General features: G+C 57.4%; 16 protein-coding genes and 1 tRNA gene. 12 read left to right on the forward strand and 5 right to left on the reverse strand.

What is annotated here, in order from left to right:
- Positions 1-225: 225 nt before the first annotated feature.
- On the reverse strand, positions 226-849 hold the full coding sequence (gene msrQ / locus AC2FIP_RS14920) for a protein-methionine-sulfoxide reductase heme-binding subunit MsrQ (protein WP_496787031.1): 624 nt from the start codon (positions 847-849) through the stop codon (positions 226-228).
- Positions 850-853: 4 nt separating this feature from the next.
- Positions 854-1756 (reverse strand): protein-methionine-sulfoxide reductase catalytic subunit MsrP, encoded by a 903-nt coding sequence (msrP, locus tag AC2FIP_RS14925; protein ID WP_282027853.1) that lies wholly within the window; start codon positions 1754-1756, stop codon positions 854-856.
- 254 nt (positions 1757-2010) lie between these two features.
- Here msrP and AC2FIP_RS14930 point away from each other — a divergent pair, with 254 nt between their 5' ends.
- Together AC2FIP_RS14930 and AC2FIP_RS14935 are read left to right on the forward strand one after the other, a co-directional pair.
- On the forward strand, positions 2011-2826 hold the full coding sequence (locus AC2FIP_RS14930) for a cyclase family protein (protein ID WP_496787033.1): 816 nt from the start codon (positions 2011-2013) through the stop codon (positions 2824-2826).
- A 46-nt stretch (positions 2827-2872) separates the two neighbouring features.
- Positions 2873-3496: a class I SAM-dependent methyltransferase gene (locus AC2FIP_RS14935; protein ID WP_496787035.1), complete on the forward strand. Its 624-nt coding sequence runs from the start codon at positions 2873-2875 to the stop codon at positions 3494-3496.
- Positions 3497-3549: 53 nt separating this feature from the next.
- Here the strand turns inward: AC2FIP_RS14935 and clpB are convergent, their stop codons facing one another.
- On the reverse strand, positions 3550-6168 hold the full coding sequence (gene clpB / locus AC2FIP_RS14940; protein ID WP_496787036.1) for an ATP-dependent chaperone ClpB: 2619 nt from the start codon (positions 6166-6168) through the stop codon (positions 3550-3552).
- Positions 6169-6293: 125 nt separating this feature from the next.
- A complete protein-coding gene (locus AC2FIP_RS14945) occupies positions 6294-6626 on the reverse strand; it encodes a hypothetical protein (protein ID WP_142639515.1) in 333 nt (110 codons plus the stop codon).
- A gap of 139 nt (positions 6627-6765) precedes the next feature.
- On the opposite strand from AC2FIP_RS14945, the gene pyrF reads away from it, so the two are divergent.
- Both pyrF and AC2FIP_RS14955 read left to right on the forward strand, forming a co-directional pair.
- Positions 6766-7470 carry an orotidine-5'-phosphate decarboxylase gene (gene pyrF, locus AC2FIP_RS14950; RefSeq protein WP_496787038.1) on the forward strand — a complete coding sequence of 235 codons (705 nt, stop codon included), beginning with the start codon at positions 6766-6768 and terminating at the stop codon, positions 7468-7470.
- 359 nt (positions 7471-7829) lie between these two features.
- Positions 7830-9083 carry a DNA polymerase IV gene (locus tag AC2FIP_RS14955; protein WP_496693105.1) on the forward strand — a complete coding sequence of 418 codons (1254 nt, stop codon included), beginning with the start codon at positions 7830-7832 and terminating at the stop codon, positions 9081-9083.
- 2 nt (positions 9084-9085) lie between these two features.
- Here the strand turns inward: AC2FIP_RS14955 and AC2FIP_RS14960 are convergent, their stop codons facing one another.
- Positions 9086-9946, reverse strand: coding sequence for an N-formylglutamate amidohydrolase (locus AC2FIP_RS14960; protein WP_282022428.1), 861 nt, complete (start codon positions 9944-9946; stop codon positions 9086-9088).
- A 148-nt stretch (positions 9947-10094) separates the two neighbouring features.
- Here AC2FIP_RS14960 and AC2FIP_RS14965 point away from each other — a divergent pair.
- The 8 genes from AC2FIP_RS14965 (at position 10095) to AC2FIP_RS15000 (ending at position 14576) form a co-directional block, all read left to right on the forward strand.
- Positions 10095-10169, forward strand: a tRNA-Val gene (locus AC2FIP_RS14965).
- A 90-nt stretch (positions 10170-10259) separates the two neighbouring features.
- Positions 10260-10385, forward strand: a complete 126-nt coding sequence (gene ykgO, locus AC2FIP_RS14970) for a type B 50S ribosomal protein L36 (protein ID WP_008562923.1) — start codon at positions 10260-10262, stop codon at positions 10383-10385.
- Between the two features lie 186 nt (positions 10386-10571).
- Positions 10572-10946, forward strand: coding sequence for a hypothetical protein (locus AC2FIP_RS14975; protein ID WP_496787039.1), 375 nt, complete (start codon positions 10572-10574; stop codon positions 10944-10946).
- A gap of 13 nt (positions 10947-10959) precedes the next feature.
- Complete coding sequence (locus AC2FIP_RS14980) at positions 10960-11544, forward strand: hypothetical protein (protein WP_496787040.1); 585 nt, start codon at positions 10960-10962, stop codon at positions 11542-11544.
- Between the two features lie 20 nt (positions 11545-11564).
- On the forward strand, positions 11565-12131 hold the full coding sequence (locus AC2FIP_RS14985; protein WP_282022427.1) for a hypothetical protein: 567 nt from the start codon (positions 11565-11567) through the stop codon (positions 12129-12131).
- 247 nt (positions 12132-12378) lie between these two features.
- On the forward strand, positions 12379-13395 hold the full coding sequence (locus tag AC2FIP_RS14990; protein ID WP_496787042.1) for an extracellular solute-binding protein: 1017 nt from the start codon (positions 12379-12381) through the stop codon (positions 13393-13395).
- A 111-nt stretch (positions 13396-13506) separates the two neighbouring features.
- Positions 13507-14061 carry a helix-turn-helix domain-containing protein gene (locus AC2FIP_RS14995; RefSeq protein WP_496787044.1) on the forward strand — a complete coding sequence of 185 codons (555 nt, stop codon included), beginning with the start codon at positions 13507-13509 and terminating at the stop codon, positions 14059-14061.
- Positions 14058-14576, forward strand: a complete 519-nt coding sequence (locus AC2FIP_RS15000; RefSeq protein WP_496787046.1) for a GNAT family N-acetyltransferase — start codon at positions 14058-14060, stop codon at positions 14574-14576. Before AC2FIP_RS14995 ends, AC2FIP_RS15000 begins: the two co-directional genes overlap by 4 nt.
- Position 14577: the final 1 nt, after the last annotated feature.

Raw genomic sequence — 14577 nt, forward strand, 5'->3', positions numbered from 1 at the left:
GTCTCTCCAGTGTGTCCCAAGCGCCTCAGCAGCGCCGGTGAAGGGGGTTCTAAGCATTACAAACATACACCGCAAGCGGAAAATTCCCGAAACTCGCGAAAATCTTCAGAACTATTATTTAATGAAATAAAACAAATACTTACAAATAGTACCAGGTCCAAATACGGCGACCAACCGCCAAAATGCGTACGGAAAATTGTGTTTCGCACAGGCTTACCGAGAGACTCAGGCCGAGTCGGGCGGAATCGCACCCCGGAATCGGCTCATCAGGGTCGAGATCGGTAGGCGCAAAGCAAGCAAAGCCAAAATCACGGACAAATAGATCAAGGGTTCGATCTGAAATCCTTTGGCCTGCATTACATAATGCACGCCCCCCAGAACTGCTGCCGGATAGACCAAACGCTGAAGCGCGCGCCAGCCAGGGCCAAGCTGCCGTACTGAAAAGTTGTTCGACGTCACGGCCAGTGGCAGCGTCAGAACAAATGCCGCCATACCTACTGTTATATAGGGGCGCTTCAGGATGTCCGCCCAGATCTGCCCGGGGGCCTGCACATCCAATACCAGCCAAACCAAAAGATGCAGACTGATATATATAAATGTCAAAACGCCCAGCGCCCGCCTGAACTTGATCAGGTTCACGCCAACAAACCTGCGCAGGGGCGATATAGCCAGAACAACAATCAAAAACTGCAATGCCAGTTTGCCGTACTTATGCTCAAGAGCCTCAATCGGGTCGGCACCCAAACCTCCGGTCAGCCCTTGATAGAACAGCCAAGGTGTCGGCAGGACCCCCAGCAAATAGACGGCCCAAACAGGGATCCGACAGAATATCTGGTTCAGCGCGCTCATACTCTCAATAATGCTTGGACAGATCCATGCCTTCGTAAAGCCCGGCGACCTCGTCCTCGTAGCCATTGAACATGAGCGTCGGGATGCGCTTGGCAAACAGCCCACCGCCGATTTGGCGCTCCGAGGCCTGCGACCAGCGCGGGTGATCCACATTGGGGTTCACGTTACTATAGAAACCATATTCGCGCGGACCGGCCATGTTCCAGCTTGTCGGCGGCTCAACATCTGACACCGTAATGCGAACGATCGACTTGATGGATTTGAACCCGTATTTCCACGGAACCACCAGACGCAATGGGGCACCGTTCTGGTTCGGGATCGGCCGGCCATAGATACCTGTGGCCATCAGGGTCAGCGGGTGCATAGCTTCGTCCAGCCGCAGACCTTCACGGTACGGCCAGTCCAGAACCGGATACTGAACACCCGGCATTTCATCTGGACGATAAGCGGTTTCAAAGGCCACGTATTTGGCGCCTTCCTGAACACCGGCCATGTTCAGCAGATCGGCCAGTTCAAACCCGTTCCAAGGGATCACCATCGACCATGCCTCGACACAGCGAAACCGGTATATCCGTTCTTCGACGGTCATTTCGGACAGGATGTCCTTGAAATTGTAATCGCCGGGCTTGTCCACCAGACCGTCAATCTTGATGCTCCACGGCTCAGTAACAAGAGTATAGGCGTATTTTGCAGGATCTTCTTTCCGCGTACCAAACTCGTAATAATTGTTATAACCGGTGATCTCTTCCCAGGTATTCGGCTCCAGCGCCTCTTGCGCGGCTGCCCCCTGCGCCAGCCCTGCCAATCCGACACCCGCCATCCCGGCCATCATCTGGCGCCGGTTCAGAAACGCCGCCCGGGGGGTGACGTCGGCATGTGTCAATGTGTTGGTCCAGCGATGCGCCATCTAAGTCTCCGTCTTCATACATCCTCTGAGGTGAGGTAGTCCGCTGATAGCACAGAGCCAAGGAAACAGGCCTCACGATTGAGCGACCAGTTTGTAACGTATCAGGGGGGTGAGGCTGTTGTCGCGGCACCACCTGTGGTCACCACCTTTACAACGCAGGCCTCAAAAATGCAGGCTGGGCCGCAGGTATTACCAACAAGGGAAAAGATGGACGACCCATCCAACGATTGAAATCCACCAGTGGGAGAAGAAGAATGTGTGACATCTGCGTTATGAATGCCGTCAAAGATCGAATGCTGTCGCGGCGGAGTTTCTTCAAAGCTGCGGCCGCCACGAGCGTTGCGGCTGCGACCACCGGAGCGATTGCACCAGCAGCGCTGGCCGCAGGTCATGGCGGGGTCGAGGACATGACCCATACGCTCAGCCCAGACTTCCCCACCTGGGGAGGGGAACCGGGCATTTCCGCCGAACAGGCGTTCAACTTCGCGGATCACGGCTTTAACCTGTTCAATCTGTCGATCAACGAACATACCGGCACGCATATAGATGCGCCTCTGCATTTTTCCGCGGATGGTATGTCGGTCGATGAGATATCGGTGACTGATCTGGTTGCACCGCTTTGTGTCGTCAATATCGCCGCCCGCGCGGCCGAAGACGCCGACACCCGCGTTACCCCGGATGATCTGAAGGCGTGGATTGCGGCCAACGGAGACATCCCCGACGGCGCTTGCGTAGCGATGCATTCCGGTTGGTCTGGCAAGACCGCCACGGACGGGTTCCGCAATTTCGACGGTGAGGCGCAGCACTATCCCGGGTTTCACGTCGAAGCGGCGCAGATGTTATTGGAAGACACCGGCGCGCGGTCGATTGCGGTGGATACCCTGTCGCTGGATCACGGCATGTCTGCTGATTTCGCCACCCACTATGCCTGGCTGCCCTCGGGCCGGTTTGGCATCGAATGCCTTGCGGGCCTGGATCGGGTTCCGGCCGCGGGGGCCACGCTGGTCATCGGCGCACCGAAACATGCTGGCGGCACCGGAGGTCCGGCACGGATATTCGCCTTGGTCTAAAGCCACGATGCACTAGTGATACAGCATACCTTCAAAGCACGGACCGATGCCCAAACCCATTGCCGAAATCACGCATCGCTACGATACAGCCGCGCCCCGGTGGCGGGACAAGATGCGCGCGCTTGGGTACTATGATGGCTACCTAGAATTCCTGACCTCGGGATTGCCTGTCGCTGACGAAGTGACACATGTGGTCGATATTGGGGCTGGCACTGCGTCCTTCGCCGAGGCCTGGGTAGCGGTCCACGGAAAACCGGCCAGGATAACCTTACTTGAACCCAGCGCGGGGATGATCAGGCAAGGCCAAAAGGCTCTGCGGGCGCGGGGGGTCGAACCAGAACTAGCCCAAGGGGTGCTAGGTAATGTCAATCTAGACCCCGTGAGCGTAGCTCTTGCGGCCCATGTGATTGAACATTGCGCAGATCCGTCCCAAGCCTTGCAAGACATTCACAGACTGCTGCGCCCGGGGGGTCGCCTGTTTTTGGTGGTATCAAAGCCACATTGGTGTAACGCCATCATCTGGTTGCAATGGCGACATAAAACGTTTCAGCGCGCGGAGATCTTAGAGCTGCTAGATGAAGCAGGTTTTGATTGCGAAACGGTCTATTCTTTCCCATCTGGCCCACCCTCTCGGACAAGCCGGGGGTTAGTCGCAAAAAAACGCGGGTAAATTCAAGAATGGACCCACCAGTCAAGCGGGTCCATTCAACAATCAGTTTAGGTTCAATGCACCACGGCATCATCCGGTCGTGGTCGCTCAGACGTGCCCAGCCGATCGCCTATGATCAGGCCCTCGGCCCCGGCGGTGACCGGAATAGACTCGCCATCCTTGATCTCACCCGCCAGCAGCGCCTCGGCCAGCGGGTTCTGCAAGGCGCGTTGGATCACGCGTTTCAGTGGGCGAGCACCGAAAACCGGGTCATAGCCCTCGTTGGCCAGCCATTCCTTAGCCCCGTCGTCCAGAACCAGCTCGATCTTCCGCACGGCCAGACGTTTTTGCAGGCGTGCCATTTGGATATCGACAATGCCATCCATATCACCCCGTTTCAGACGGTCGAAGATGATCGTTTCGTCCAGACGGTTCAGGAATTCGGGCCGGAAATGCGCCCGGACCGCATCCATCACATCCCGCCGTGCCTGTGCACTGTCGGCACCGTCGGGCAACTGGCTGAGCGCCTGAGAGCCGAGGTTCGAGGTCAGGATGATCAGCGTCTGCTTGAAGTCCACGGTGCGGCCCTGACCATCGGTCAGCACACCATCATCCAGTACCTGCAACAGCACGTTGAACACATCCGGATGCGCCTTTTCGACCTCGTCAAACAGCACAACCTGATAGGGCCTGCGCCGCACGGCTTCGGTCAGCACACCGCCTTCGTCATAGCCGACATAGCCCGGAGGGGCACCTATCAGACGGGCAACCGCGTGTTTCTCCATGAACTCGGACATGTCGATGCGCACCATCGCGTTGTCGTCGTCGAACAGGAAGTTCGCCACCGCCTTGGTCAGCTCGGTTTTCCCCACGCCGGTTGGTCCGAGGAACAGGAACGAGCCCAGCGGGCGGCCTTCGTCATTCAGACCGGCCCGCGCACGGCGCACGGCATTTGAAACAGCAGTGACCGCCGCATCCTGACCGATCACGCGGGAATGCAGATCGTCTTCCATCCGCAGCAGTTTCTCGCGCTCACCTTCCAGCATTTTCGAGGTCGGGATACCGGTCCAGCGTTCGACCACCGAAGCGATCTGTTCCGGACGCACCGTTTCCTCGGCCATCATCTGGCTGCTTTCGGCGTTTTCGGCTTCGGTCAGCTTCTTCTCAAGCTCGGGGATGACGCCATAGGACAGCTCACCCGCCTTGGCGAGGTTGCCTTCGCGCTTGGCGATTTCCAGATCGGCCCGTGCCTTGTCGAGCTGTTCCTTCAGATCGCGCGCACCAGCCAGCTTGTCACGTTCGGCTTGCCACTGTGCAGTCATCTCGGCGGATTGCTCCTGCAGATCGGCCAGATCCTTTTGCAAGGTTTCCAGACGATCCTTCGATGCCGCATCATCTTCGAGCTTCAGCGCCTGCTCCTCGATCTGCATCTGCAGAATCTGACGATCCAGCTGATCGAGTTCTTCGGGCTTGCTATCCACTTCCATCCGCAAGCGAGCCGACGCTTCATCGACAAGGTCGATAGCTTTATCGGGCAGGAAGCGATCAGTGATGTAGCGATGCGACAGGGTCGCTGCCGACACCAAAGCCGAGTCCGAGATACGCACACCATGGTGCAACTCGTACTTTTCCTTGATACCGCGCAGGATGCTGATCGTGTCCTCGACAGTCGGTTCCTGCACCACAACCGGCTGGAACCGGCGCGCCAAAGCCGCGTCTTTTTCCACGTATTTGCGATACTCATCCAGCGTGGTTGCACCGATACAATGCAGCTCACCCCGAGCAAGCGCAGGCTTGATCAGGTTGGCAGCATCCATCGCGCCGTCGGATTTGCCCGCGCCCACCAGCGTGTGCATCTCATCAATGAACAAGATGATTTCACCGGCGGCTTCGGTCACTTCGGTCAAAACCGCCTTGAGGCGTTCTTCGAACTCACCACGGTATTTCGCACCTGCGATCAGCGCACCCATGTCGAGCGCGAGCAACTTTTTATCCTTTAGCGATTCCGGCACATCCCCATTGATGATGCGCAGGGCCATACCTTCGGCAATCGCGGTTTTACCGACGCCGGGTTCCCCGATCAGAACCGGGTTGTTCTTGGTGCGGCGCGACAGAACCTGCATCGAGCGGCGGATTTCCTCATCCCGTCCGATGATCGGGTCGATCTTGCCCTCAGCAGCCGCTTCGGTCAGGTCACGCGCGTATTTCTTGAGCGCGTCATAACCATCTTCCGCCGATGCGGTGTCAGCAGTGCGGCCCTTGCGGATGTCATTGATGGCTTCGTTCAGTTTCTGCGCCGTCACCGCGCCATCTTCCAAAGCATCCTTGGCTTTGGATTTCACCATGCACAGCGCCATCAGAATACGTTCAACCGGCACGAAACTATCGCCTGCCTTGGTGGCGATCTTTTCAGCTTCATCCAGAACTTTGGCGGTCTGACCATCCAGATAAACCTGGCCCGCATCGCCGCTGACCTTGGGAATTTTGGCCATGGACGCATCCAGTGCGTTAACGACACGGCTGGGCGCTCCGCCTGCGCGGGTGATCAGATTGCTGGCCAGCCCCTGATCATCGTCCATCAAGGCTTTGAGTATATGTTCAGGGGTCAACCTCTGGTGCCCCTCGCGCATCGCAATCGTTTGCGCTGCCTGCACGAAACCTCGTGCCCGCTCGGTGAACTTGTTCAAGTCCATATTTTGCTCCTTCTCTAAGCGCCCGGTTTTGACGCGCCCGCCTGGCAGCGCGCGTCGGTCTGGGCCTCACATTCAATCTGGGAAATATCTTGCGCGGTTCAAGGGGTCTGCCAACAGAATCCAACCTACCGACGCGGCACAGAATAAACTGTATACCCCCCAGTTTTCGCCACAGAACGCGCACCGTACATATCGACAAGCGATTGCGCCGCATCGCTGCCTGTCGGGCAGGAAACCAGATCGGCGGCGTCATCCAGAAAATCCACGGTAAAGGCGGATTCCCCCGTAACCTGACAGTCATCATCCATCGAACGATAACCGCCAATCAGCCGGAGGTTGTCGTTCGTCGGAGACCTCAGAACTGTATCAGCAGCCTCTTTTTCCAGCGCCATGTCCTGACACCCGGCCAGCATCAGCCCCGCGCAGATTGCGATAGTGGGTTTCGTAAACTGTCTCATTCCGAATTCCGTCCCAGTTGCACAACGCGATAATAGCACAGTCGGAAACCTCTGCCGTGATCTGAATCACGCAAGGCGCGCATGGACAGAAGCGCACGAAACCGTTAGGACGCAGACGTTTGCCAAAAAGGAGCCCCCAATGTCCGATGACCGCCTGATTGTAGCCCTTGATGTCCCCAACGCCCTGGACGGTCTGGCCTTGGCCGAGCGGCTGGGGGACAGTGTCTCATTCTACAAGATCGGCCTGGGAATGCTGACAGGGGGCGGGCTAGCCCTGGCGAACGAGTTAAAGCAGGATCAGGGCAAGCGCATCTTTCTGGACATGAAACTGTTCGACATCGGTAATACGGTGGAAAATGCGGTGCGCGGTCTGGCACAGTTCGATTTGGATTTCCTGACCGTACATGGTGACCCGCACGTGGTGCAGGCCGCCAAAGAGGGTGCGTCTGGCAAAGACCTCAAGATCCTGGCCGTAACCATCCTGACCTCGTTGAACCGGGATGATCTGGATGCCAGCCTGCTGAAGTCGGGCGATGTCCAGGACCTGGTTGTCGAACGCGCGGCCAAAGCGTTGGAGGCGGGTGCCGATGGCGTCATCGCCAGCCCGCAAGAGGCCGCGCTGATCCGTGCCCTGCCCCAAGCCGAAAATCGCTTGATCGTGACACCCGGCGTTCGGCCCGCAGGTGCCGCGTTGGGTGATCAGAAACGGGTCGCAACCCCGGCAACTGCCATCGGTGACGGCGCCGATCACATCGTAGTGGGACGCCCAATCTATCAGGCGCAAGACCCTAAAGCCGCCGCAGAGGCGGTGCTTGCAGAGTTAAATTCCTCATCCCGACACTAGGGCAATCCGGCTAAATCAGGCTAAATTTTCGCAAGAACAACCCGCAAACAGTTGACCTTAGGTCACTTTTCACCCGATCCGCGCCAAATCGTCCCTGTGCCCCAAAACACACATGCAAAACACGAGTTTCCACTGTGTGAACTGGGTTCTATCGAAAAATTCGATTTTGAGAGAATCTAAGTAGGTGATACTCCCCGCGGACCATCTCTTCCTGAGGTCCGTCACCTCCCCCCGCCACTTTGCGGGGGGCCTTCTTTTGGCAGATCTGGTTCCTACCCTCACTGTGCGGGTTTTGCCCGTGGCATGCGAATGATATAGTCACCGAACCTTACGGACCGCATGGAAGACGGGAAAAGAAAATGCCCGGCCTCTGCCGAGATTGCCTGACAGAACTGACGAAGGAACGCCGCTGCCCGGACTGCGGCAGCCCGCGCATCAAAACGCATCCTGAATTGTTTGACCTGTCCATCGCACATATGGATTGCGATGCCTTCTACGCCTCTGTCGAAAAACGGGACAATCCGGAGCTGGCCGACAAACCCGTCATTATCGGGGGCGGCAAGCGCGGTGTTGTGTCTACGGCTTGTTATGTAGCCCGGATTCGCGGCGTCCGTTCGGCAATGCCGATGTTCAAGGCGTTGCAACTATGCCCCGACGCTGTCGTGATCAAACCGCGCATGTCGGTCTATGCCGAGGCTTCGCGCCAAATCAGGTCGATGATGGACGAGCTGACGCCGATTGTTGAACCGCTTTCGCTGGACGAAGCGTTCATGGACCTATCCGGCACGCAACGTCTGCACGGTGCGCCTCCCGCAGTCATGCTTGCACGATTGGTCAAACGGATGAAGGACGAGTTGGGGCTGACCGGGTCAATCGGGCTGTCACATAACAAGTTTCTGGCCAAGGTCGCATCCGATCTGGACAAGCCGCGCGGATTTTCGGTGATCGGCGAGGAAGAGACATCCGCGTTTTTGAACGACAAGCCAGTGCGCCTGATCTGGGGCATAGGCCCTGCGGCGCAGGAATCGCTGGACCGCGCAGGCATACGCTTGTTCTCGGACCTGTTGCGCTGGGACCAAGAGGATCTGACCGCGCGGTTTGGCTCCATGGGCTACCGGCTGTGGCATCTGGCCCGCGGTCAGGACAAGCGCCGGGTTTCGGCACATGAACCGATGAAGTCCATCAGCAACGAAACGACCTTTTTTGAAGATACGGCCAATGCCGACATTCTGGATGGGCACCTTTGGCGGATGGCCGAAAAAGTCTCGGATCGGGCCAAGGCCAAGGGGCTGGCCGGGCGGGTTGTGACGCTCAAACTGAAACGGGCCAATCACAAACTCATTACACGACGCGTTTCTCTTCGCGATGCCACGCAGATCGCCGATCGGATCTATCGCACAGCACGGGCGCTGTTCGATCAGGTTGGTGATCAGGGCCCCTATCGGCTGTTGGGGTGTGGCCTGTCGGATCTGTGCCCCGAGGATCAGGCGGATATTTCAGGGGATCTGCTGGACCCGGATGCCTCGCGCAGATCGCAGGCCGAACGCGCAACGGATGAGATTCGCCGCCGCTTTGGGACGGATGCCATCGTCAAAGGACGTGCCCTGCGCTGAGGTTATTCGGCTGCAAGCTGCAGCGGCTCAGGCCCGATCCGCGCAATATCCATGATGATTTCGCCCAGGGTCTCTTTGAAGGCAGCGAAATTGTCATTCGGCTCGATCCTGCTTTCATCCATATACAGGGATCTGTCGATCTCGATCTGTACAGCATGCTGGTGGCGGCTGGGGCGTCCATAGGTCTGGGTCACATAGGCCCCGGCAAACGGCGTATTTCGGGCCACGCTCAGACCCGCCGAGACGAAAGCGGCCTCTATCTGTTCGACGACCTCTGGCGCTGCAGAGGCACCGAACCGATCCCCCAGCACGATCTCGGGACGTCTGGAATTGACTGTGGACGCAAGGGCCACGGCTTCGTGCGGCATCGAATGACAGTCGATCAGAATCGCCTGCCCGAATTCCTGATGCGATTCTGCCAGCAACGATTTGATCCGGGCATGATAGGGACGCCAACAGGTATCGATTCGCAGACGCGCCTCATCCATGGTCAGCTTACCGCGATAGATTTCTCGACCATTGGCGACCACACGCGGAATCACCCCCAGCCCGGACGCTACCCGCGGGTTATGGCCTTGGCGGCGCGCGCCCTGAATAAGGGCTGGATCCAGCTCTTCTGCGCTGCGGTTCAGATCGACATAGGCGCGTGGCATCATCGCCGAAATCAGTGGCGCACCATGGTCCGCCGCTGATGAAAATAACTGATCCACAAAAGCATCCTCGGAAGAACGAATCACATCTTGGCTGAGAACCGACCGCTTCATCAGCCCATTTGGATAGTTTCGACCGCTATGCGGAGAGGAAAAAACCACACAGGACGTGCGCTTGGCAGGCATATCCAGTAGGTAAGCAGCGTTTTGCATGGCGACTCCTTGTTCGCACCAAACATAGACCGGAAAATAGTTCTACCAAACCCCTTGAACCCTTTTGCGACTCCTTTTATAGACCCCGCTACCGGCGCGGGGTTCCGCGCCCCATTTCGTTATGGGGTTGGCCACGCGACGGTTTCATGGGCGGTTAGCTCAGCGGTAGAGCACTTCGTTGACATCGAAGGGGTCACAAGTTCGATCCTTGTACCGCCCACCATGAACTCACTGCTTCGGATTTCCGGGGCACCCGCAAACCCAGGCGCTGGCCACGTCCTTGATGAAGGCGCCGCAGATTGGAGACAGACCCATGAAGGTCAAGAACTCGCTCCGCTCGCTCAAGAACCGGCACCGTGATTGCCGGGTTGTGCGTCGCAAAGGCCGCGTCTACGTGATCAACAAGACGCAGCGTCGGTTCAAAGCTCGTCAGGGCTAAGAACTGCACATACTGAATTCAAAGAACCGCGCCTTCGGGTGCGGTTTTTTTTGTCCGGCATTTCAACCAGATGTAATGCGGACGGAACTGCAGGAATTCGCTCAGAAAGTTCGGTTCTGAGATTCAACGTTGTGATAGGGCGATCTCGTGCTACGCTTTCCGTGATTTTTATGACGGGAGGTCGGATTGGCCAACGATGATCTGGACAAGATATTCGGAACAACTCTGACTGAGATGGTAGCCGACATAGGCAGCAGCGTGGCCCAGGCCGCCGAGCAGCTTAGCCTGGATCAGTTGAACGCGCTGAAGAACTACCCCCAGGAACTGCGCGAGATGGGCATTCCGCCAGTCTTTTACCACATGCAGGATGTCGACGTGGAACTGAAGGTTGTCATGGAGATGACCAGTTCCACCGAGGAAGGCAAGCGCGGGGTCATTGGTGCCTTTCTGTTTGGGCCAAAGCTGACGCAAACCGATACAATCGATTCCAAGAGCGCCTCGACCATGCGGATGCGGTTCGCACCGGGGCCGGTAGACGAAGGTGGGTCGGATGGCAGTTAGGAGGAAGGTTAGAGTGACAGCAGAGGGTGGGAAGACAGATAAGAGTAAGGTTAAAACACCCGCGGGGGGGAGGAAGACCGTTAAGAGGAAGGTTAAAGCACCCGCCCGACCGTCTATTGATGTCCGCGTCACCGAGATGCCCGAGGCATTCACCACACTGCTTCAGTCACTTGAAAACCGCATGACGGCAATGGAGGCGCGCGAAGTCGCGCTGCTCGAGACGATCAACGACCTCCAAGAACGGATCGACGATCTGGAAGAAGGCAGCGGCGGCATGTTGATGGGCGCGGGTAACCCGGTGATGAACCCGATGGCCGAGGGCCGCGCGGCAATGGGAGCGGACGATCCTGACACACAGGTCGTCAACGCGCAGGAATTCTCGCAAGCCCTGGGTGAACAGATCCTCGCCGGGTCTGATGGCAGCAGTGATTTCACCATCGACAACGTCAAAGTCGAAGCGGTTGTTGGGTTGGGTCAGGACGGCACCAAAGCCCAAATCGCGACGAATGCCCGAAAACAGGCGATCAGCCAGAACGCATCCAAGGTCACTTTTTCCGTCAGGAGGCGGACCGCCACGCAAATTATTGAGAAAGACTGAATTAACAGAGGAGATTGGAAATGAGTATCGGGCAGGAACTGCTAAACGTCCCGTTTGCGGAAATGGTTCAAAAGCTTGCGCTTTCCGTTGCCGAGTCGCAGACCGAGTTGGATCGACATTCTACAGATGTCGCCAAATATATGGCCGATCAGAAGATCCAGCTTCCGGACCTGTCCAACCCAAATGGCCCCCCCAAAGAATTCAGTTTGGTTTCCATGGGCTTTCTACCCGCATTCTACGCGGTGCAAGAAGCCGAAATTGAGGTCAAAATGGCGATCTCAATGACCAAGCAAACCGAAAAAGCGGGCAGCGCTTCGGTCAAAGGTGGTTGGGGCCCTGTCGCAGCGCAAGTCAATGCCAGCTATTCCTCGCGCTATGCGTACAGCCAAGAAGGCGCAAGCAGGCTGACCATCAAACTGGCCCCGGCCGATCCGCCGGTCCTGCTGCAGAAATACATGGAAGCTGTCACACAGGTCATGCTGAAAAAAGAACCGGTGTTGACCGACGATCCAGACCCTGAGCCGGCCCCCGCACCTGTCCCGGACCCGTCTCCAACTGAACCTGAAAAAAGACAGAGAAAGCGCTAAGCAGCATCTCTCGATCTTTCAGTTTTTAAATCAACACGACTAGGCCAGCCATGACGGCGTAGCCAGGATGGGCTTTGCCGACCCTAAGGCCCCGCTGTGCTGCACCACTTGGTCGGAGCCAGCGACATGTTGGCAGTGATTTGACCAACTAATTTTGTCGGAATTTCTTGCATCCCCCTGAGAATCGTTTAATTGACCATTTCAGTCGGGTTATTACCCGCGCCGATTTTCAATGTTGGGACACATGATGCTGAAATCCTCTACCTGCGTTGCCGCCGCCCTGACGGCCCTGATCGCGACCTCTGCCGCTGCCGAGGGCGAACTGAACCTTTATTCTTCGCGCCACTACGACACTGACGAACGCCTCTATTCCGATTTCGAAGAGGCCACCGGTATCACCATCAACCGCATCGAAGGCAAAGCGGACGAGCTGATTGCTCGGATGGAGGCCGAGGGCGCGAACTCACCCGCAGATATTTTGCTGACCGTTGATACCTCGCGTCTGGCGCGTGCCAAGAACGCGGGTATCCTGCAGCCGGTCGAAAGCGCGGTTCTGGAAGAACGTATTCCCGCCAACCTGCAGGACGAAGACAACCAGTGGTATGGCTTTTCGCAGCGCGCGCGGATCATCTTCTTTGACAAGGCCGATGTTACCAACCCGCCCGCGTCTTATCTGGATCTGGCCAAGCCCGAATACAAAGGTTTGGTCTGCATCCGGTCGTCCAGCAACACCTATAACCAGACCCTGCTGGCCTCGATCATCACAAACCACGGCGCGGAAACCGCCAAGACCTGGGCCGAAGGCATGGTCGCGAACATGGCGCGTGAACCACAGGGCGGTGACACTGACCAGCTGCGCGGCATTGTTTCGGGTGAATGCGAGATCGCCGTTTCGAACTCCTACTACTTTGCCCGTGCAATGCGTAAAGACGTCAAAGGCCTGAGCGCTGAGATTGACATGATCGGCGTCCAGTTCCCGGCGCAAGAAGCCGAAGGCGCACATATGAACTTGTCCGGTGCTGGCGTTGCCGCAAATGCCCCGAACAAGGACAACGCGATCAAGTTCCTGGAATACCTCGCCAGCGATCAGGCGCAGGTTTATTTCTCGAACGGCAATGACGAATTCCCGGCGGTCGAAGGCGTCGCCCTTGCGGATAACGTTGCCGCCCTGGGTGAGTACAAAGCCGACGAGATCAACCTGTCCGAGGTTGCCAAGAACATCCCCGAGGCACAGAAAATCTTTAACGAGGCCGGCTGGAAGTAATCTTTCATTCCATCGAGCAGAAGGGCGTAGTTTTCTGCGCCCTTTTCTATTGTGAAGTTATGTTTTCCGGTCAATAATCTCATATATGAAAATGATTCCCATATACGAGCTATGCCTGATACCCTATCAGACCGCCTTGCAAACCACCTGAATCAACTTCGCCAAACGCGGGGATGGTCGCTGGATCAGTTGGCGGAACACAGCGGTGTCAGCCGGGCCACTCTGTCGCGCTTGGAAAAGGGGGATGTCAGCCCAACCGCAGAAACTCTGGGCCGGTTATGTGCGGCCTATGGGCTGCCGATGTCGCGTCTATTGATGATGGTCGAGGACAGTTTCGCCCCCCGCGTTCCCTTCGAAAATCAACCCGAATGGCGCGACCCCGAAACCGGCTTTACCCGGCGATCCGTCTCCCCTCCGGCCGCGGGTCTTGGCGGAGAGGTCATGGAAGGCCATCTGCCCCCAGGCGTTGTGATCACCTATGACACGCCGCCAAAACACGGGCAGGAGCATCACCTGATCATGCTGGACGGTGGCCTGACCCTGACCGTGGATGGAACCGCGCATCATCTGACGAGCGGGGATTGCCTGCGCTATCACCTGTCTGGCCCGACACGTTTCGAAACCCACGCCGACCGCGGTGCGCGGTATTTGATGGTGCTGATATGATCTTACGACTGGCGGCCAATGATCTGAACCAAGCCATGAACGATCTGACAGAGATACTGCACGCCTGCGTGCATGACGGGGCGAGTATCGGGTTCATTCAGCCATTTCCGTCGGGCGACGCGCTGCGCTATTGGCAGTCCCATGTCTGGCCAAACATCCAGACCGGCGCAGCCGAGATATTCGTCTATCGTGATGGCGAACGAATTGTCGGCACCGCACAGCTGGTGCCTGCCGCGATGCCCAACCAAGCGCATCGCGCCGACGTGTCCAAGCTGCTTGTTCATCCCCGCGCGCGACGGCGGGGCATTGGGCGGGCGCTTATGGCGGCGGTTGAGGCGCGGGCACGCGAACTGGGGCGGTCCCTTTTGGTGCTGGACACGCGCAGCACGGACCCGTCGCTCCTCCTCTATCAAAGCCTTGGGTTTGAAATTGCCGGAGAAATTCCGAACTACTGCCGCAACCCGGAAAATGATCAGCTGGAACCAACTACCTTTATGTTCAAAACCCTGACCTGAG

The organism is Ruegeria sp. CDSB114 (genome assembly GCF_059611025.1).